Raw genomic sequence first — 19,842 nt, 5'->3', positions numbered from 1 at the left:
GGGGGACAAGCATGAAAAAATGGATATTTCGCTACCGCTACGATATGGCGGCAATGATGTTGATGCTGATTGCGATTGTTGCATATCTTGCACCCATCTATGGACCAGGGCAAATTGTGTTTAGCGACATTGCTTTTGGAGCCACCTCTCATCGGTATCTGGAGGAAATAACCGGAGTATGGAACGAGCGATGGTCTACCTCGACCTTGTTCAATGCTCCACGTATCCTGTACATCTTGCCCTTCTATGGACTGTCACTCTTATTTGACGAAAGCGGCCCGGTCTTGCTCAAGTCGTTTATTACAGGCTTGTTATTTGTTTCGGCATTTTCGATGTATGCCTTTGCCAAGCGACTGGTCAGCGTGTATTATTCACCAAGCTTTACGAAGACCCGTATTTTTGCCATCATGGTCGGCTCGTTGTTTTATGCGCTGAATCCGTGGGTTATTTTCCGCATTCAGCATATTTATTTGCTCTGTGGATATAGTTTATTTCCGTTAATGCTGCGATTCTTTTTCAGTGCGGTGGACCCCAAGTTTCAAATTCAACAAATTAAAAACTATCATCCCCACAAGTTGTATCAGCGTAACTGGATCGACCTGTTCCTGTTGGCTGCGGTATTCACCGTTAGTGCTGCGGCAATTCATTATTTTTTCTTCGGCATGATTTATTTGGGATTGTTCACCATGTTGCTATTGATCAAGCTGACCTGGACCCACCGTAAGGCCGGTCGTACCTATTTGCAGCCGTTATACGGCAATTTTTTGCGTAAAGGGATCATTTTTGGCGTATTTTTCGGTCTGCTCAGTTTTTATTGGTTGTCTCTATATGTCGGTAGCATGTTGATGGACGCTCAAGCGTCTCAGCATAATATCAACGTCGTGGATACGTTATCTCTGTTCAGCCGCAACAGCAGTTTATATAACGTAGGTTATTTACTGAGCTATTGGTGGCCTATGTTTTCCTTTTCCTCACTGCCTAGCATGTTTTATGTAGGAGGGGGATTTTTGTTGCTATTGATCGGGTATGCAATGGTGATACGTTCACATAAAAATCCGATTATTCTGATCTTCTCGCTACTTACGTTGCTGTTTCTGGTTGCAGCTACCGGGACGACGTTCCCATCCATTGCCAAGTGGTTTGTCATTTTGGTTACGAAAACCCCTGTGATTGGTTCGGTTTTCCGTGATCCTAACAAATTTATTGGACTGATTGCCCTTAATTTCGGGGTGTTGTTGACCTTTGGTGTTATTCAATTTATGGAATGGTTCGGATCATCCCCGTTGCAGCGTGTATATAAAAAGCTAGCAGTAGTTATCGTTGTCTTGTGCCTCGGGGTATATTTTGCTCCCTTGCGTACTCAATTCATTGAGGGGTACTACAAGCCGGTACAAGTGCCGGAGGCTTATAGTCAAATGGCTGAAAAGCTGACTGACCCGGATCGTTTCGATAGCAAGGCATTATACTTTCCGATTGCTGACAATATGATTCAGAGCTATAACGGAGTAGCCACGCCCAAATGGAATAAAGGGAAGACCGCAAACGAAAAGGCAACTGGAGATTTTCAGGTATACTCTTCTCCTAAAAATACGATCTTTCATCATGAGGGGAATGATCCCGGCATTACATACTATATGAATTTTCTGCAGTATGTCATGGACAACGGATTAAGCTCTCGATTAGGCTGGCTGTTCTCTACCTTTGGGGTCAATCAGTTGGTCTACCATGATGAATATGTGGGGCAGGAGAAGCGGCAGGATTTCCACCTGTCTCAGCTGGAAGGTCAGACCGGGCTGAAACGTACGTACCAGAACGGGCTATTTTCCATATTCAATCTCGATCAGACACCGCCCTATATGAACATCCTTGCGAGTAAAATTGTAACACCTTACGGTTTTAGCCGACTGGAGAGCTACAGTCATCTGCCTGGTTTTGATTTTAGCCGTTTTGGGGTGCTGTTCAGTGCGTTAAAGCCTGAGCTAAAAACCATCCAGATGATTAACAAAGGGGATTATGTGGAAGCGGCGTCTTTTAATGACTTGTTGTTGTCACAGCTTCCAGCAGAGGATTACTTACGGCCTTTTGATGCCATTGAGGATGGTAATGCCTTTTTAAAATGGTCCAAAACCTTTGCCTCGACTAACGATTGGTTATGGTATTTATCCTCCCAAAATATACGGAACTTTCCGTTCGATATGGAAATGGATGCAGGGATTGCGGTCACCTTTGCCAGTAAGAAGCTGGATGTGGCCCCGTATCAGATGAGCAGCATCGATGGGAAGACGGTCGTGGACTTTGATTCCATGTTGCGGACCGAAACCTTCTTCAAGCCGGATAATCCGCAGTTATTCAGTGTGCAGGCTAATCCCCGTGAGGAATTGAATGATGTGCCAACTCTGCATGGCGAAATTATGAAGGGAGACCCGAGTAATATATGGCAGGTCGCTAGATCGGGTTTGCTGGAAGCCAAGGAAAATAATCCGTATCAGTTCCAAATTACTGTTTCCGGTCGCGGGACGAACAAAATGCATGTGAAAATGAGATTTTACGATAAGCAAATGCGTGAACTGGGGGTTAGCTATGTCGTGGCGCCTTCGGAGGGATATAATTTTGACAGTGTGAAATTTTACGGGGAATACGTGTCGCCGCCCGGCAGCTATTGGATGCGAATGGATTTGTTAACCCTACAGCGTCCACAGCAAAAAAATTACTGGTGGATTCATGATATCCAGTTGCGTGATTTGGGGCAATATAGCAAGCCTAACACGTTTACGATGCACAAAAAACTGGATCAACCTCAAACCTCGCATGTATATGCTAGAGTGTTTATGAATAAGGCAGGCGGAAAATTACAAGTCACACTGCCGGACAAAGTGGTTAGTATCAAGACTCAGGATGATGGTTTAAACCAATTTCAATGGGTGGATCTGGGAGAACATGTTTTTCCAAAAGGAGATACTCCAGTCACGGTTAATAATCTGCAAGGCTTTAATGCGATCAATCAATTTGCGATTGTCCCTGTGGATCAGCTAGATCAGCTATCTTTTCCAGTGGAGCAGGCATTGAAGCGGGGCAAGCTTTTTTTCACCTTGGAGGCAGAGAGCGATTTTAACGCCCAAGGGAATGTGCAGACGGAACGTGCTTTACCAAGACTTAGTATGGGGCGGGGAATCAGCTATCAGAAGGGGACGTTAAGCAGGGATGTGGAAGTCGCTAAAACGGGAACCTATGCCACAGCTATTTTGGCTAATCTACCCGCAGGATACCATGGGTCATTAACGATGAAGTGGGTGAATGAAGAGACGGGAAAGGTGCTGACGAGAACGATTCGTACGGAGGAGTCGTATAAGCGGCTACCCGCGACCTCTTTATCCGAAAAGCAGGTTATTGAAACGGTGCCAGATCGGGATGGTTTTGCCAAGAAAATCATACAAATTCCCGGTCTGCTGAATGACTATGGCCGAGTAGAATTCAAAAATTTGTTCCTTACCAAGGGAAAGTATCACTTAACCCTTGTGCTGGACAGCCAAGTACCGTCATTGAGTAGCTTTGGAGATATTCATCGAATGGCTGCGCAGGAAGTGAAGGTAATGCCTGAAGAGAACACGAAGGAGTCATTAGGCACGGATGTCGGATGTGTAGCGGATATACGACCTGGCCAGACGAACCTATCAACCATGGACGAAGGACTCTCTATCCGTTACGCACCTAGCTATTCCTGTGACTGGAATATTTATGCGTCCAAGAAAATGAAGGCAGAGCCGCTGCAAGAGTATGTCGTGCAGTTGGATGCGCGATCAGAACAAATTGGAAGTCGGCACATGAAGGTCATTTTTTTGAATAAAGCGTCCCAGGTTCTCCAAACCTCCTATATTGATGAGGTGGAGGAGAGAGATAAGGAACAATGGAATCATTATGATCAAATTGTGAAGGCTCCGGAAGGAACCGCCATGATGCAGTTTCAAATTTTAGCGCATGCGCACAAGAAGCAGTCAGGCTTATTTCAAATGAAGCAATATTCCATCATCCCTTATCAAGCGATGATCACTGTGGATCAATTTACGTTGTTTGAGGGAACGGATATGGATACCTTTTTTATGGCTCCACATGCTTCGGAAAGCATTCAGGCTACTCGTGAAAATTCCATGGAACGCAGTTTTACGCTATATAATCCAACGCATGAGCAGGTGCTGATCCGGGAGACCGAATCACCCAATCCACTGTGGGAGTTCAGGCTGGGTAGCGAAAATCAGCGAGCCCGTCTGTCCGTCAATGGAGTGACTACCGGATTCATTACCAATGGTAACGGGAACGGGAAAGTCGTCGTTATTCTGGCTTCCGCCTACCGTTTCGGCTGGGTACTGTTCCTCATAGGGATACTGGGTGGAGCAGCTTGTTTTCTTCCTTATCGGCGATGGAAGAAGCGAAACCTTCCATAAAAAGCAAGCTGCTCAGTGGGGAAATGGTAGCCATGATACGGCTACATCTCATATTTGTAGCCTCTGCCCCAGACGGTACGGATATGCTGAGGATTTTTAGGGTCACGTTCTATTTTTTTGCGAAGGCTGGAAATATGTACGTCGATGGTACGATCCAGATAAGCGCCATCTCCGCCTTTGATCCGATCCATCAGCTCGCTGCGGGTAAAGACTTTACCTGGATTGCAGGACATCTCTTTTATAATGGAAAATTCAATTTGAGTGACTTCTATTTCTTGGTCATCGACTAACAGGCTATGACGGTAATCATTCACCCAAACCCTTACCTTTTTAAGCTTTTGAGTTACCGTTTGCGATTCAATGGGCATGTTGGGACCGCAGCGGCGCAGCAGGGCTTTGATGCGGGCATTTAACTCTATCAGGCTGAAGGGCTTGCATAAGAAGTCATCTGCTCCGTCGTCCAGAGCCTTTATTCTTATATTCAGCAGGGTGTTATTAGAGATGACCAGCATAGGGACCGTGGTAAATTGACGGATTTGGCTGATCAGCGCACATTCGACTTTACCGGAAAACATCAGAGCGGTCACAATAATATCGGGCTTAAAACGCATAAGTGTAGGAATTGCAAGTTTAGAGTCATAAATAAGCTCGGTATGATAGCCTTCCTCCTGAAGATGAAGAGCAATCATATCTGCCAAACTTTTTTGATCTTCAATGATGAGTATTTTTATGGGCATGACTGACATCTCCTGTACGGATAAAGATACAATTACATTGCATAAGTATGTATTTTCCACGATAATACATACTTATGTATTCGGCAGAAATGCGAAAATCGAACAGTCCTATAATGAAAGAAAAATATTAATTTAGAGGAAGAAGGTTGCATCTTTGCGAATGATTTTATTATCTGGAGGTTCGGGTAAACGTCTATGGCCCTTATCCAATGTGAACCGCCCCAAGCAGTTTCTTTCTATTTTACGTCATGATGAACGTCCAGAAAGCATGCTGCAACGAATATGGAGGCAATTAGATGAGGCGAATTTGGCAGATGAGGCCTATTTTTCAACGAGTGGAACTCAGGCCGAGCTGATTCGGGGGCAAATTGGCGGAGATGCTGTAGTGATTGAGGAGCCGACTCAACGGGATACCTTCCCGGCCATTTCCCTGGCTACGGCCTACTTGCATGACGTTGCAGGCGCATCACGCGATGAGATCGTAGGGGTCATGCCTGTGGACGGGTATGCGGGGGATGAATTTTTCGAGCATCTGCGTAGGCTTCCTTTGATATTAGAGCAATCAGGAAGCCATATCGCATTAATGGGGGCTGCCCCAACGGAGCCCTCAGATAAATACGGATATATTGTGCCTTCAGCCTCTCCTTCACTTGACCAGCCATATTACAGGGTTAGTTCATTTGTTGAAAAGCCGGATCTGATCCGTTCAGAAGCGTTGATCCGTGAAGGGGCCTTATGGAATTGCGGGGTGTTTGCTTTTAGACTGGGCTTTTTGTTGGATATTCTGGAGCAAATGGGTTTACCAGCCGACTATGAATCTCTTTCGACAAATTATGCAGACTTGCCTAAAACTAGCTTCGATATTGCGGTAGTAGAGCATACTCATAAGCTCTCCGTGCTCCCATATCATGGAGAATGGAGAGACTTGGGCACATGGGATTCGTTGGTACGGGAAGTAAGTTCGAAGCTGAGTGGCCCGGGATATATTTCAGAAGCTTCACATGACTCGCATATCATCAATGAACTGGAGATTCCGGTTAGCATCTGGAATGTTCCAGACATTATTGTCGTTGCTGGTCCAGATGGCGTGCTGGTTACGGATCGGCAGTCGTCAACAGGAATTAAGGACATGGTGGCAGAAATTGAAATCGGCCCGCGTTTTGAGGAGCGCTTCTGGGGAAAGCAAACCGTATTATCCCATCAACAGGCGGCAAGTGGATTGCAGACAGTGACCAAACGCGTGGTCATTTCAAACGGGAGATTTATCAGCTATCATGAGCATCAGTTTCGTAAAGAAGTTTGGACCATAGTTTCTGGAACCGGAAGTGTCTCTATCAATGGCGTGACACAGACAGTCAGCCCTGGTGAGGTCATCGTGATAGAACCCGGTACAAAGCATTTTATAGGGGCAGTAGAGGGAGATTTAGAATTCATTGAGTCACAAATCGGACATATCGTATCCGAAACGGATATTATCCGATATGAATTTCCTGATTCGATTGACGACCATACTCTATGAAGTGTCTACAATATAGGGACTGATAGATACGAACGAGGTTTATCAGAAGGCAGTGAAGAGTAGTAGGAACTATTTTTTATTAGAGCTTAGATAACCTGTACATTCCTAAAAAAGGTATTCATGCGCTACACGAATGAATACCTTTTTTTGCATAAACATTTCTTTGTGTTTGTAATGAATTGAATAGAGACTTATAAAATAATTTTCTTGGAAGTCAGCCACTCTTTTACAGCGTCCGTACTGAGGTCTCTTTTAGGCGTCCATTCTATTTTATCAACCAGCTTGCCGTTTCTGAATTCTGCAATGGTGGGGGTGTATTTAACGTTGTAATCCTCTTTGAATTTATTCCATTGGGGCTTGTCCTTATGGATTTTGTGAACGTTCAAAAAAGTAATTTTAGAGCCTAGATTATACTGTTCGATCATCTTGTTAAAATTAGGCTCAAACCGATTGCAGTCGCCACAACTCGGTCTGCCGACATAGACAAATACACTGTGATCCTGTTGAATCAAACTCTTAAAACCATCAAATGTAACCGCATTCAAGTGGTCATATATTTCTGGGTAATTGCTTTTGCTCGCTTGGATTTCTTTGTCTTTTTGTTGAACAACCTGCTCTAGGTCTTGAAATTTAACGACAGCTGAAATAGCGATACCAATGACAAGCAACACAATGACACTTAACCCGGCGATATATCCTTTTTTCACAGAAATCCTCCTTTTTTTACATTCTTACACTTACAATAAATGATATTTCCATTTTTAGCTGTAACACTTGTCTCATTATGTATAAAAAAAGAAGCTTTCCATTGGGAAAGCTTCTTTAGTCTGAAAGTTAAAACGTTAGACCACAACAGTTAACAAGTAATCCTCACGCTTCACTTCAGATTCCATTGTGTTCAGCACATCCAGGTATTGAGCGGAATTTGTTACGATAATCGGCGTAGCCGTTGTATAGCCTGCCGCCTTAATTTGCTCGATATCAAATTCAAGCAACAGTTGTCCTTGCTTAACCACATCGCCTTCCTTGACGCGCTTGTCAAAGAATTGTCCTTTGAGCTTCACTGTATTAACACCAACGTGAATCAGAATTTCTGCTCCGTCATTGGAAGTAATACCGATTGCATGTCCGGTCGGGAATACTGTCGTAATCGTTCCATTGACAGGAGATGTCAGCACGCCCTCTGTAGGATCAATCAGGATTCCTTTCCCCATAGCACCTGAAGCAAAAGCAACATCAGAAGATTGTTCCAAAGGCAATACTTTACCTTGCAGTGGGCTTACGAGAATTTCCTTCTCGATTGCCGCTTCTTTTTTTACGGGTGCGGCTTCTGTTTTTGCAGTTTCTTCTTTTGGATCATCAAAGCCCAAAATCATAACCAGCACTAATGCAAGTACAAAGGCAACGAGCAAGCCGATGACAACCCACAAGAATCCAGCTCCAAAATAAGTAGGCAGTGCCAGCAAACTAGGAAGGGAGAAGGATTTTGCAGTCGCTCCGCCGGAAGCGATAATAGCACCGCCAATACCACCAGAAATACAAGCATAAATGAATGGCTTTTTCAATTTCAAAGTTACGCCATAAATCGTTGGTTCTGTAATCCCAAAAACAGCCGCCAGCGTAGAGGAACCTGCCAAAGCCTTCATTTGAGTATTTCGGGATTTCAGGAATACCCCTAATGTTGCACCAGCCTGAGAAAGTACGGCTGCTGTAAGCATCGGAAGCATCGTGTCATAACCCAATGTTGCAATATTCGACAGCATAATAGGAACGAAGCCCCAATGCACACCGAAGATAACAAACACTTGCCAGAACGCTCCAGCAACAGCCCCAGCGATCAATGGACTTAAATTGTATACCCATGTAAAACCGTTTGCCAAGCCTTGACTGATCAGGTTACCTATTGGACCAAAGGCCAGGAATGTCAACGGAATAACGACCAGCAGAGCCAGCATCGGTACGATAATATTTTTTACCGATTGATGGATAAAGGAATTGAACCAGCGTTCCACATAGGACTGAACCCAGACCGCGAGAATAATTGGAATAACACTAGAACTGTAATTAATCAGAATGATCGGAATACCTAGAAACGCCAATCTTTCTGGGTTGCTTACTGCCGCTATAACCGCCGGATAGACCAGAGCTCCGGCGATTGCCACCGATACAAAGGTGTTTGTCTTAAATTTACGGGACGATGTAACAGCCAGAAATACTGGCAGGAAATAAAATACGCTGTCCGAAGCAGCGCTTAGGATCAGATACGTACCGCTTTTATCATTAATCCAATGGAGTGACAAAATTAATGCCAGAATCCCTTTGAGCAAACCGGCTCCGGCAAGAGCGCCCAAGAGAGGCGAAAAAATGCTGGAAATGATATCGACCGCTTTGCCGAGAAAATTCGTTTTTTCGGAAGACTCTTCCTTTTTCGCATTTGGATTGTCCGCATCCTGTAAATTCGTTTCTGCCATCATATGCTCAAATACTTGACCTACATTGTTGCCGATAACCACTTGAAACTGGCCGCTGCTTTCCACTACTGTAATGACACCAGGGGTTGCTTCCAGTGCGGCTTTGTCTGCTTTTGTACGATCATTTAATTTGAATCTCAAGCGTGTGGCGCAATGGAATACCGAGTTGACATTCTCTTCGCCACCAACGAGGGTCACTATTTTTTTGGATAGCTCTTTATCACTCATGTTCAAAACTCCTTATGGGTTATTCTTGCTACTGATAGGATTTACCGTTTACACCTGTTGCTAAGATGCGCCGGCGTGCATCTTTTTAAACTTGTAAACAAGAAAAACCTAAACTCGTGGTAAAACTACGCACTCTCTCCTATAGAGGAACGTCGATTTCACCATCAGTTTAGGTTTTGCCTGCCTTACCAGTCACAATCCATGAACGATGAGGGTATGAAGTTGTTAGTCTTATATGTTATTACGCTCAGTTACCCGATGAATATGGATAGTTAGATATACGTATTCATCCTTGCTTAAATATTGATCGTATGTTTTTTCCAGATACTCATTGATCTTTTGGGCACAAGCAAAAGCTTCGGTATACGTCTGCTTCACCTGGTTGTACAAAAATTCTTCACCACTGTGAATGACTTCTTTGCGAATCACTCGCATCGCAAAATATTGCAAATGTGTCAAAAATCTCGAATAGCTAAAAGAAGACTCATCCAGCACAATTCCGTAATGATACGTAATAATGTTCAATATATGTTGGACAATCTCGGTCATTTTCAGTGTAGATTTCATTTCGTTACCGTCGATCCGTGCATTCACCATATGCAATGCAATAAATCCCGCTTCATCTTCGCCCAATTTTACTCCGAGCGTATTTTCAATTTTTTGGAGAGCATCCAGTCCAACTGCAAATTCTTTTTTGTAAAAGCGTTTAATTTCATACAGCATCGCGTTTTGGAGTGCCAGTCCTTTTTCTTGCCGTTGTATGGCAAAATGAATATGGTCGGTCAACGTTAAATAAATATTATCGCTTAACTCCGTATCCAGCACTTCCGTTGCATGGGTTACGATTTCATTCACGACCTCCAGATGAGACACTGGAATATCGTTCAGCAGCTCAGTTAGTTTAGCCGTGAACTCGTTTTCATTTAACATGAAAATCTTATCTATTTTATCATCATCGACTTGATCGCCAGCCACCTTTTTGAAGGAAATACCTCTTCCCATCACGATGACCTCTTTGCCTTTATCGTTTTTAGTCAATAGGACGTTGTTATTGAGCACCTTCTCAATAATCATTGAAGTTCCCCCTCCCATCCTTTACCAATAAAAAATGCCTAAGCACAATTCAACACTATTGTTAGCAATAGCACTCAATTGAACTCAGGCATTGCCCGCATCACCGGTCACAATCCTTCGATATAGTGCTATTGTAGCACAAAAAAAAGCGATTTCAACATATTTTATTCTGATTCGACAAAAAATATTTCATATCAAGGCCCTTTTGCCTAATTTGCAAGTAAATCGTTACCTTACGTGGTCGTACGTTCAATGAGGCTGTACTCTAGCGAATGAAGCTCCATTTGGCGTCCAATCAGCTGAGGGGAAAGCATGAAAAAAGCATTTTGTGCTTGAGCCATGATGGGGTTTTGAATCGTTGTAATCCCCATTGTATGCGCCAGCTCCGTGTTATCGAATCCGACAATCGCCAGATCTTCTGGTACGTTCAGCCGTTGTCTGCGTGCTTCGCAGAGAATGCCCACTGCTACATAATCGTTAGCACATAAAATAGCCTCTGGGAATTCTTCCCGACGCTGTAACAAATCCCGTACGACCTGTTCGCCATCACGGATATTATAAATAGAAGAGTGATTCCAGTGTTGCAACACTGGCAGATTGTGCTCACTCATGATTTGTTCGTAGGCTCGTTGTCTGCTATGGGTATTGATGCTGCTCGGACGACCAAAAGCATTGGCTATACGAGTATAGCCTTTTTGTATCAAATGTTTGAGTGCTAACATATATCCTTCATACTGATCCATAGCGACGGAGCGAATATCGGTATGCTCCATTCGTTGCCACGAAACGATCGGGCCATATTTGCAATAGGTGCTCAAAAAATCAGTGTCATTCACGCAGGAAATGATGACCAGCGCATCGACTCTTTTTCTTTTTAAATCCTCAAAGGCTTGAAGTTCTTTCTTTTTGTCTTCTCCCGAAGTATAAATAATGGTTTGGAATTCATACTGGCCGGCTACTTCTACAAAGCTGTCCAGAAAAGCGAGAACAATTTCATTAATAGTTGAAGTAATGATACCGATCTGAAGCGTCTGACCCTTGGATAGAGAAATGGCATTCCGATTAGGAACATAATCTAATTCCTGCATGATTTTCAAAATCTTAGTTCTTGTTTCGTGACTGACATGGGGTGACTGATTTAATACTCTGGATACCGTAGCTTTGGAAAAGCCCGCCAGTTTTGCAATTTGATCAAGATTCGACATGGTGCTTCTCCTCACATAAGAAAAAAATACTTGACATGAAACGCGTTACAACGATTAGGATGCTTATGAAGGCATTACGTCTATTTTAAAGCATCTGTCAATGCTTTTCAAAGGAGAACGGTTACCGTTAGGTATTGATTCACATTTGCAGCACATGATGGGATTACTTGACCAAAGTAAAAATCTTAAATACGGAAAGGGTTTTTATACCATGACGAAGACGCTAAAAGGATTTCCGAAAAACTTCTTGTGGGGTGGTGCAACCGCAGCTAACCAATTGGAAGGCGCTTTTGACGTAGATGGAAAAGGATTGTCCAGTGCGGACATGGTTGCCTATGTACCCAAAGCAGAGCGCAAGAACGATCATGCTATGGAGATTTCGTCCGAGCGACTCGAAGACATTTTGGCAGGCAAAGTCAATGCCCGTTTTCCAAAGCGTGAAGGTGTGGACTTCTTCCACCACTACAAAGAAGATATTGCATTGTTCGCGGAAATGGGCTTTAAGGTATTTCGTATGTCCATCAACTGGTCGCGGATTTTTCCGAATGGCTATGATGCCGAGCCGAATGAAGCGGGACTGCAATTCTACGACAATGTATTTGATGAGCTGCGCAAATATGGTATTGAACCGCTGGTAACATTGTCACATTATGAGACACCGCTGGGTTTGACTCAGAAGTATAATGGCTGGCTGGGTCGTGAAGTTATACAGCACTACGTAAATTATGCCGAAACGGTGTTCACACGCTATAAGGATAAAGTAAAATACTGGCTGACCTTTAATGAAATCAATGTAATGACCATGAGTCCGTTTACCGGTGGCGGGGTGGTTATTGACCGCGTAGAAAACAAACAACAAGCGATATACCAAGCACTGCATCATCAATTTGTAGCTAGTGCACTGGCGACAAAACGAGGACATGAGATCATCCCGGGCTCTCAAATCGGCTGTATGCTAGCTCGTTTGGAAAGCTATCCACATACGTGTAACCCAGAGGATATACTGAAAGCCCAGCATGAAAATCAGATGAACCTGTTCTTTACGGATGTGCATGCCCGTGGGGAATATTCCAACTACATGAATCGTTATTTTGAAGAAAATAATGTTGTTATACACACAGAACCAGGGGATGCCGAAATTTTAAAAAATAACACGGTCGACTATATCTCATTCAGCTATTACATGACCTTGACCGTTTCTGCAGGTCCAGAAGGTGAGAAAGCAGCAGGAAACCTGATTGGTGGCGTGAAAAATCCATATTTACAGTCCTCTGACTGGGGATGGCAAATTGATCCGATCGGTCTGCGTGTTACGCTGAACACGTTATATGACCGCTACCAAAAGCCGCTATTTATCGTGGAAAATGGCCTAGGTGCTTATGATAAGGTAGAAGAAGACGGATCTGTGCATGACACATATCGTATTGATTACTTGCGTCAGCATATTGTTCAAATGAAGGAAGCGATTGCCGACGGTGTTGATCTGCTTGGCTACACCAGCTGGGGTCCTATCGACCTTGTGAGCATGTCTACTTCCGAAATGTCCAAGCGCTACGGATTTATTTACGTTGATCTGGATGATGACGGTAACGGAACGCTCAAACGCTCCAAAAAGGACTCATTTAACTGGTATAAAAATGTGATTGCAACCAATGGTGAAGAATTGTAATTCCATATCGTCTCGGGCGGGTATAGCAGAGGACATCCTAAGGATGCAATCTGCTGTACCCGCTTTTTTGATAGACATAATAATAATATTTCAGAGGGTTTCACAAACTTTTCACTTGTAATAAGCTGAAAGTTTTCTGTATAATAAATAAAAATTTCATATGTCTGGTTGATGTTTGCGGGAGATGGAACGAAAGTTCCGACCGAAGGGGCAAAACTCTCAGGTGCTTAGGCTGATTACAGCAACAAGCGGGGACCGTAAACGGACAGAACTCTGGAGAGACCCTTAATTGGGCGCCGAAGGTGCACCGCAGAGAACATCTGCTTAAACTCTCAGGCAAAAGGACAGAGACGCGAATAACCTGTGACAGGGAATGCCCTAGGCTTTTTTATAAGCTATTAGAGGCAGAAACCTGCGCAAGATGGTTGTATTTTTTCGTGCCTTTAACCTCTCCAGGAGTCGAATCAGCGGATTTGACTCTTTTTTGTTTTCTAATATGCTGGAGGAGCGGGTTGAAATGAATTTGGTACATGTGTTAGAAGCGATTAGCAGTTGGATATGGGGGGCGCCTCTCATCATTCTTGTCATGGGAACGGGGTTGTGGCTGACCATACGTTTGAAGATGCTGCAGGTATTCCGCCTGCCCCTGGCGATCAAGCTGATCGGTAAGGCACCGAATGAAGGCAGCGGGGATGTAAGTAGTTTTGCGGCTTTGAGTACAGCGTTGGCGGCTACAGTTGGCACAGGAAGTATTGTCGGCGTAGCGACAGCCATTAAGCTGGGCGGGCCGGGTGCCTTGTTCTGGATGGTCGTTGCCGCCTTTTTTGGGATGGCGACGAAATATGCGGAAGGTGTACTTGCGGTAAAATACCGGGTGAAGGATCGGAATGGGCAATTTTCCGGCGGCCCGATGTATTATATTGAGAAAGGTCTGGGACGCCGTTTTAAACCGCTGGCGATGCTGTTTGCTTTTTCAGGCATGCTGGTAGCGTTGTTCGGGATTGGAACGTTTCCGCAGGTCAAAGCGATTGTATCTTCGACTGAAAACAGTTTTGGCGTTCCGCCCATTGTAACAGCACTGATTATTGCTATCCTTACAGGACTTGTTACTATTGGAGGACTCAAAAGCATTGCCAAGGTATCGACGAAGGTCGTTCCTTTTAAAACAGGCTTGTACGTACTGATCTGTCTCATCGTACTGATTCGGTTTGCTGACCAACTTCCTGCCGCAATTGCGCTGGTGCTCCATTCGGCATTTTCAACTACATCTGCAACGGGCGGATTTGCCGGAGCTACGATTATGCTAGCGATGCGAAGTGGGGTAGCCAGAGGTATTTTTGCCAATGAGGCCGGATTGGGAAGCGCACCGATTGCAGCTGCAGCTGCCAAAACCAAATGGCCTGCGGAGCAAGGGCTAATTTCCATGACAGGCGTGTTTATTGATACGATGGTTATTTGTGTGATGACTGGGTTGACGCTACTGGTTAGTGGTGTGTGGAGCGGGCCTACCGATGCGGGCCTGATGACTCAGCAAGCATTTTCCAGCGCATTCCCGCTGGGGGCAGAACTGCTCACAATCATTCTGATTATGTTCGCGTTCACCACCATGCTCGGCTGGAACTATTACGGGGAACGCTGTGTTGAATATTTGCTTGGGGTCAAGTGGATTAAGCCATACCGTTATCTGTTCATCGTACTGGTTGCCGGGGGCGCGTTCATTAAACTGGATGCGATTTGGCTGCTGGCAGATATCTTTAACGCAATGATGGCTTTCCCGAACCTGATTGCACTGCTCGGCTTATCAGGAATTGTAGTCGCAGAAACCCGAACCTATATGGATTCTCTGAATTCTAATAAGAAAAAGGGCATTCTTGCAGGTGCCAGTGTAGGGGCAGCTATTCAAGTAGAAGAAAAAGGACAAACGGTTAATTCATAAATTTCAAAAGGGAGTGCTCTCAGCCATCACAGGCTTGAGGACACTCCCTTTTAAATGTTATAACGATGCGTGCAAAATAGCTGAAATATCTTCTTGATTCAGCTTTTTATAATTACCGAAGCCTCCGTATTCCATTTCACGGGCTGCAATGTTTGCGACTTTTTCCAATTGCTCATCATTAATATTGTAATCGGCCAGGGTGGAAGGGGCACCGAGACTTGTCCAGAATGCACTCAGGCGATCAATCCCCTCCAAAGCAATTTCCTTATCCGTTTTACCAGTGGTCTCTAAATCAAATATGCTGAGCATCAGCCGCTTCATGCGTGCAGCATCCTGATCCACCGTATGTCTCATCCAGTTGGGGAACAGGATCGCCAGACCGCCGGCATGAGGAATATCATATACAGCGGATAATGCATGTTCAATCGTATGCGAAGCCCAGTCCCCGAAGTAGCCCATTTGCAGTGTTCCGTTAAGGGCAATCGTTCCGGCATATAAAATCGTTTCACGATGCACGTAGTTGTGCAAATCTTCCAGCAGCTTAGGTGCAGTTTCGATCACGGTTTGCAGCACGGAAAAGCACATACGATCTTGCAACGGTGTATTTTTAACATTGTGAAAATATTGCTCAAACACATGGCTCATCATATCCACCATGCCATATACCGTCTGATCACGTGGCACAGAGAAGGTGTTTTTTGGGTCCAGAATCGAGAATTTCGGATGCGTCACCGCGCTGCCCCATACGTATTTTTCGTTCGTTTCCCAGTTGGTGATAACAGAATCCGGATTCATTTCTGAACCGGTGGCGGCGAGTGTGAGGATGGTACCGAATGGCAGAGCCTGGGTCGGCATGTGCTTTTTGTTGATAATATCCCACACATCGCCGTCATATTCAGCCCCTGCTGCGATGGCTTTGGTGCAATCAATAACGCTTCCACCGCCTACTGCAAGTAAGAAGTCGATTTTTTCGTTTCGGCAAATGTCGATGCCCTTCTTAACGGTGGACAAGCGCGGATTCGGTTCTACGCCGGACAATTCATGAATGTTCAGATGTAGCGGCTCTAACGCGTTTAATACCTGGTCATACAGACCATTTCGTTTGACACTTCCACCTCCGTATACCAGCAAAATGTTTTTGCCGTAATTCAGCAGCTCCTGCTGCAGTTCTTCAATTTGATTGTCTCCAAAAATTAATTTGGTGGGGTTATAATATGTGAATTTGTTCATCTGGTAAGTTCCCCTCAGTTCATAGTTCATGTTCAAATCGTAAATCGCTTAACCTGATTTCCTGTTGGATACCTAACTTCATCATGTAAGCTATTTGAAATGACGATTAACCATTATACATGAAATGAATAAGGGAATTCAAGTAAATCTAATCTTTGACCGCTCCGGCGGCAAGATCGGAAATAAACTGGCGGCTAATGAAAAGAAATAAAATAATAAGTGGCAGTACAGCCAGCAGGGTGCCCGCAATGACCATCGCATAATCCGTATTGTAAATCCCGTTCAATTGTGACAGTGCAATCTGGAGTGTGAATTTACGCTCATCCGTTAAGACAATTAGTGGCCATAAATAATCATTCCAGGCTCCTATAAAGGTAAATGCGCCGAGAAAAGCGAACGCAGGACGTAGAATAGGCAGTGCTACATTCAAGTACAGTCGAAAAAAGCTGCATCCGTCCATCCGGCCCGCATCCAGCAGTTCCTTTGGAATGGATTCTTCCGCATATTGACGAATCCAGAAAATGCCGAAGGCATTTACCATCCCCGGGATGATAAGCGCTTTGAACGTACCTACCCATCCAAAGGAGGCCATCATGACAAAGGAGGGGACAAGCGAAAGTTGTGAAGGGACCATCATCGTAGCTAGCAGAACGATAAATAGCACTTTTTTGCCCGGAAAATCAAACTTGGCGAATGCAAAACCTGCTAGTGAATCGAAAAACAGAACCAATAGGGTAACCGAACCGGCTACAAAAAGGGTATTAAAAAAGGCTCCAGCAAAATTAATCTGTTGCAATACTCTCGTTATGTTATCCAAGAAGTGGCTGCCAAACCACAATTGCGGTGGAAAACGATAGATGTCTGAGGTTGTACGGGTTGCCATGACGATCAGCCAGTAAAATGGAAACATCGACAGGATGATTCCCACCAACAATCCGGCATATAAAACAAAGGATTTTGCGCGTGTCTGCATCATGTTGTGAAGCTCCTTCCCATCGTTATTTTTTACCTTGAACGAGTTTCCAGTTTATGATGGAGAATAGAGCAATGATGAGGAACATGCCCCATCCGACGGCTGCACCATATCCAAAATAGTTGTTAATGAACGACTCGCGGTACAGGTATAAAACGATGGTCATACCACTTGCCCCGGAACCGCCGTCATTACCGACCAGGACCTGTGGCTCGGTGAAGAGCTGCATACCGCCGATGGTGGACGTAATGACCGTAAACAGAATGACTGGGCGTAGCATAGGGATAGTGATGCGGAAAAAAGCTTGCGCTCCGGTTGCCCCGTCTATTTTGGCGGCCTCATACAGCACATGCGGAATACTCTGGAGTCCAGCCAGATAGATGATTGCGTTATAGCCCATCCATCTCCATACGACCATAGAAGAAATGGCAATTTGGATACCCCATGGCACATTCAGCCATTGAACCATGGGTAGCCCCAAGAGTTGCAGAAGGTAGTTGAGAAATCCAAAATTGTTGGCAAATAAGGCACTAAATATGATGGCAACAGCCACAATAGACGTCACATTTGGCAGGAAGAATCCGACTCGCCATAAGGTGCGCATTTTCACAAAAGGGGCATAAAGCAGAAAGGCAATAATCAGTGCGAAGAATAGCATCGGAATCGTTGCATACACCCAGATCACAAAGGTGTTGCCTACAGCCTGCCAAAATTCATGATCTGTTACAAGGTAGCGAAAGTTGCCCCAGCCGTTGTAGGTCATGTCTCCGATCCCGTCCCATTTGTGAAACGCTAGATATAATGAAAAACCAATCGGAAACAGTCCAAAGATGCCAAACAGCAGATAAAACGGCGAGATCGCAGCATAAACGGCACGGTGCTTCCAGATTTCTCTCAGCATAATGTCCACACGCCTTTTTTGAATTTTGTTTTTATCGCTGTAATTCCCGTTCGATTCGATCCATGGTTTCCGTCCATAATGCATCGGAATTGGCATCCTGCTTGGCGACATTAGCAAGGCGACGGGTCACAATGCCGTGGATGACAGGATAGCGCTCGCCGAAATAGCTGCTTTTCACATTACGTGCGGAGGTGGCAAAGATGAGTCCGGTGGCCTGACCACCAAAGAAAGGCTCGGGTGTCCCCATGATAGGATCGTTATAGACGCCGGGAGTGGACGGGAACAGTCCGATTTTGTGGTAGGCTTCCAGCTGGTGTTCCGGGTTTTGCAGCCAGGTCAGGACTTCAAAGGCTTCTTTGGGATGTTTGCTGGATTTGAGGATAGAAATGAAAGAACCACCCAGGTTGCCGTCTCCTCCAGGAGCACGGGCGACTCTCCATTTGCCCGCTGTATCCGGCGCGGCCTCTGTGAGAACTTGCTTCATCCAGATAGCCCCTACAAAAGAGGCGATTTTTCCATTATTGACCGAAGCGTTCCATTCGGGAGTCCAGCCATCCGCATTGGCGAGCAGATGCTTCTTGTGGAAATCGACAGCGGTTTTCCAGCCCAGACGGATGTCAGGAGATTGATTGCCGATATAGCTGCCATCCGGCTTGAAGTAAAGGTTTGTATGCTGAGCGAGCACCTGATTGTAAACGTTTACAATATTGTCAGCCAAGAATGAACGGCTTCCGAATTTCTGGCGAAGTTGTTCTCCGGCCGCCATGTAATCATCCCATGTGCGAATGGAGGCACTAACCTTTTCAGGATCACTAGGCAAGCCTGCTTGTTCAAACAGATCACTTCGGTAGAAGAGGGCGGTAGGTCCTGTATCCATGGGAAATGCAATCATTTTACCATCAGGAGTGATCCCCTGATTCCATTTCCATTCCAAATATTGATCCTTTAAGCGGTCTGCTCCGAGTTCCTTTAAGTCATAAAAACGATCCGCACTTGGGAACAGCTCCACCATCCAATCGTTCAGAGCTACGATGTCTGGTTCACCGGAACGAGCTGCGAGCGTTGTCTTCAGTTTGGCTTTGAAGTCACCGCCTATTTTTTGAGTTTTTAATTCAATATTGGGAAATTGTTTTTCCGCTTGGGCGAGTAGTTCATCGTCAATAGAACGGTTCCAGTACCACAATGTAAGCGTTATCTTTTTTCCGTTTGACAAATTAGTTTCAGATGATTGACTTTCAGAGAACGAGGGTCCACTACAAGCACTGAACATCGTGAGAAAAGCAAGACATAATACCAGCCATTGTACTGTCTTCACATCATTTCCCTCCTTGCTGTCTGAGATAATCTGCCTGCTAAACAAGTTGTAAATGGTTTAGCTCCATCATATGAAGCTGTTACCCATTTATGTGCATTGCCTTAACCAAAAACAAAAAATTTGAAACAAAGCATGTATAGAAATT

General features: G+C 44.7%; 13 protein-coding genes and 2 riboswitches. Of the genes, 4 read left to right on the top strand and 9 right to left on the bottom strand.

What is annotated here, in order from left to right; all coding sequences use genetic code 11:
* Nucleotides 1–11: 11 nt before the first annotated feature.
* Nucleotides 12–4,439 carry a polysaccharide biosynthesis protein gene (locus tag KAI36_RS20670; protein WP_220025884.1) on the top strand — a complete coding sequence of 1,476 codons (4,428 nt, stop codon included), beginning with the start codon at nucleotides 12–14 and terminating at the stop codon, nucleotides 4,437–4,439.
* A gap of 41 nt (nucleotides 4,440–4,480) precedes the next feature.
* On the opposite strand, the gene KAI36_RS20665 is transcribed toward KAI36_RS20670, so the two are convergent.
* Nucleotides 4,481–5,176, bottom strand: a complete 696-nt coding sequence (locus KAI36_RS20665; RefSeq protein ID WP_023990005.1) for a response regulator transcription factor — start codon at nucleotides 5,174–5,176, stop codon at nucleotides 4,481–4,483.
* A 160-nt stretch (nucleotides 5,177–5,336) separates the two neighbouring features.
* On the opposite strand from KAI36_RS20665, the gene KAI36_RS20660 reads away from it, so the two are divergent.
* Entirely contained in the window at nucleotides 5,337–6,695 is a 1,359-nt protein-coding gene (locus tag KAI36_RS20660) for a sugar phosphate nucleotidyltransferase (protein ID WP_220025883.1), read from the top strand.
* Between the two features lie 191 nt (nucleotides 6,696–6,886).
* Here the strand turns inward: KAI36_RS20660 and KAI36_RS20655 are convergent, their stop codons facing one another.
* From KAI36_RS20655 to KAI36_RS20640, 4 genes are all read right to left on the bottom strand, one after another.
* Complete coding sequence (locus KAI36_RS20655) at nucleotides 6,887–7,402, bottom strand: thioredoxin family protein (RefSeq protein WP_220025882.1); 516 nt, start codon at nucleotides 7,400–7,402, stop codon at nucleotides 6,887–6,889.
* 135 nt (nucleotides 7,403–7,537) lie between these two features.
* Nucleotides 7,538–9,394, bottom strand: a complete 1,857-nt coding sequence (locus KAI36_RS20650) for a beta-glucoside-specific PTS transporter subunit IIABC (RefSeq protein ID WP_220025881.1) — start codon at nucleotides 9,392–9,394, stop codon at nucleotides 7,538–7,540.
* 231 nt (nucleotides 9,395–9,625) lie between these two features.
* On the bottom strand, nucleotides 9,626–10,468 hold the full coding sequence (gene licT / locus KAI36_RS20645; protein ID WP_023990001.1) for a BglG family transcription antiterminator LicT: 843 nt from the start codon (nucleotides 10,466–10,468) through the stop codon (nucleotides 9,626–9,628).
* A gap of 233 nt (nucleotides 10,469–10,701) precedes the next feature.
* Nucleotides 10,702–11,673 (bottom strand): LacI family DNA-binding transcriptional regulator, encoded by a 972-nt coding sequence (locus KAI36_RS20640; protein WP_025722860.1) that lies wholly within the window; start codon nucleotides 11,671–11,673, stop codon nucleotides 10,702–10,704.
* A gap of 211 nt (nucleotides 11,674–11,884) precedes the next feature.
* Between KAI36_RS20640 and KAI36_RS20635 the strand changes: the two genes are divergently transcribed.
* Both KAI36_RS20635 and KAI36_RS20630 read left to right on the top strand, forming a co-directional pair.
* Nucleotides 11,885–13,342 carry a glycoside hydrolase family 1 protein gene (locus KAI36_RS20635; RefSeq protein ID WP_069079901.1) on the top strand — a complete coding sequence of 486 codons (1,458 nt, stop codon included), beginning with the start codon at nucleotides 11,885–11,887 and terminating at the stop codon, nucleotides 13,340–13,342.
* A 168-nt stretch (nucleotides 13,343–13,510) separates the two neighbouring features.
* A riboswitch (glycine riboswitch) is annotated at nucleotides 13,511–13,587 on the top strand.
* Nucleotides 13,588–13,605: 18 nt separating this feature from the next.
* Nucleotides 13,606–13,700, top strand: a riboswitch (glycine riboswitch).
* A gap of 159 nt (nucleotides 13,701–13,859) precedes the next feature.
* The gene (locus KAI36_RS20630) at nucleotides 13,860–15,278 is read left to right on the top strand and encodes an alanine/glycine:cation symporter family protein (RefSeq protein WP_346730190.1); all 1,419 of its coding nucleotides are present in this window, start codon (nucleotides 13,860–13,862) and stop codon (nucleotides 15,276–15,278) included.
* Between the two features lie 57 nt (nucleotides 15,279–15,335).
* Here KAI36_RS20630 and KAI36_RS20625 read toward each other — a convergent pair whose 3' ends face one another.
* The 4 genes from KAI36_RS20625 to KAI36_RS20610 form a co-directional block, all read right to left on the bottom strand.
* Entirely contained in the window at nucleotides 15,336–16,508 is a 1,173-nt protein-coding gene (locus tag KAI36_RS20625) for an iron-containing alcohol dehydrogenase (RefSeq protein WP_220025879.1), read from the bottom strand.
* Between the two features lie 148 nt (nucleotides 16,509–16,656).
* Nucleotides 16,657–17,484: a carbohydrate ABC transporter permease gene (locus KAI36_RS20620; protein ID WP_023989996.1), complete on the bottom strand. Its 828-nt coding sequence runs from the start codon at nucleotides 17,482–17,484 to the stop codon at nucleotides 16,657–16,659.
* Between the two features lie 22 nt (nucleotides 17,485–17,506).
* On the bottom strand, nucleotides 17,507–18,382 hold the full coding sequence (locus KAI36_RS20615) for a carbohydrate ABC transporter permease (protein WP_220028176.1): 876 nt from the start codon (nucleotides 18,380–18,382) through the stop codon (nucleotides 17,507–17,509).
* A gap of 31 nt (nucleotides 18,383–18,413) precedes the next feature.
* Entirely contained in the window at nucleotides 18,414–19,697 is a 1,284-nt protein-coding gene (locus tag KAI36_RS20610) for an ABC transporter substrate-binding protein (protein ID WP_104497860.1), read from the bottom strand.
* Between the last annotated feature and the right edge of the window lie 145 nt (nucleotides 19,698–19,842).

It is taken from the genome of Paenibacillus sp. S02 (genome assembly GCF_019454065.1).
Classification (GTDB): Bacteria; Bacillota; Bacilli; order Paenibacillales; family Paenibacillaceae; genus Paenibacillus; species Paenibacillus polymyxa_B.
The sequence above is the reverse complement of the archived record's forward strand: the minus strand, read 5'-3'. Positions and strand labels throughout refer to the sequence as shown.

Bases quoted from the DNA above. Each gene is read 5' to 3' on its own strand.
- KAI36_RS20665 (WP_023990005.1), bottom strand. From the start codon at position 5,176: ATGCCCATAAAAATACTCATCATTGAAGATCAAAAAAGTTTGGCAGAT.
- licT (WP_023990001.1), bottom strand. From the start codon at position 10,468: ATGATTATTGAGAAGGTGCTCAATAACAACGTCCTATTGACTAAAAAC.
- KAI36_RS20650 (WP_220025881.1), bottom strand. From the start codon at position 9,394: ATGAGTGATAAAGAGCTATCCAAAAAAATAGTGACCCTCGTTGGTGGC.
- KAI36_RS20660 (WP_220025883.1), top strand. From the start codon at position 5,337: ATGATTTTATTATCTGGAGGTTCGGGTAAACGTCTATGGCCCTTATCC.
- KAI36_RS20635 (WP_069079901.1), top strand. From the start codon at position 11,885: ATGACGAAGACGCTAAAAGGATTTCCGAAAAACTTCTTGTGGGGTGGT.
- KAI36_RS20625 (WP_220025879.1), bottom strand. From the start codon at position 16,508: ATGAACAAATTCACATATTATAACCCCACCAAATTAATTTTTGGAGAC.
- KAI36_RS20620 (WP_023989996.1), bottom strand. From the start codon at position 17,484: ATGATGCAGACACGCGCAAAATCCTTTGTTTTATATGCCGGATTGTTG.
- KAI36_RS20615 (WP_220028176.1), bottom strand. From the start codon at position 18,382: ATGCTGAGAGAAATCTGGAAGCACCGTGCCGTTTATGCTGCGATCTCG.
- KAI36_RS20640 (WP_025722860.1), bottom strand. From the start codon at position 11,673: ATGTCGAATCTTGATCAAATTGCAAAACTGGCGGGCTTTTCCAAAGCT.
- KAI36_RS20630 (WP_346730190.1), top strand. From the start codon at position 13,860: ATGAATTTGGTACATGTGTTAGAAGCGATTAGCAGTTGGATATGGGGG.
- KAI36_RS20670 (WP_220025884.1), top strand. From the start codon at position 12: ATGAAAAAATGGATATTTCGCTACCGCTACGATATGGCGGCAATGATG.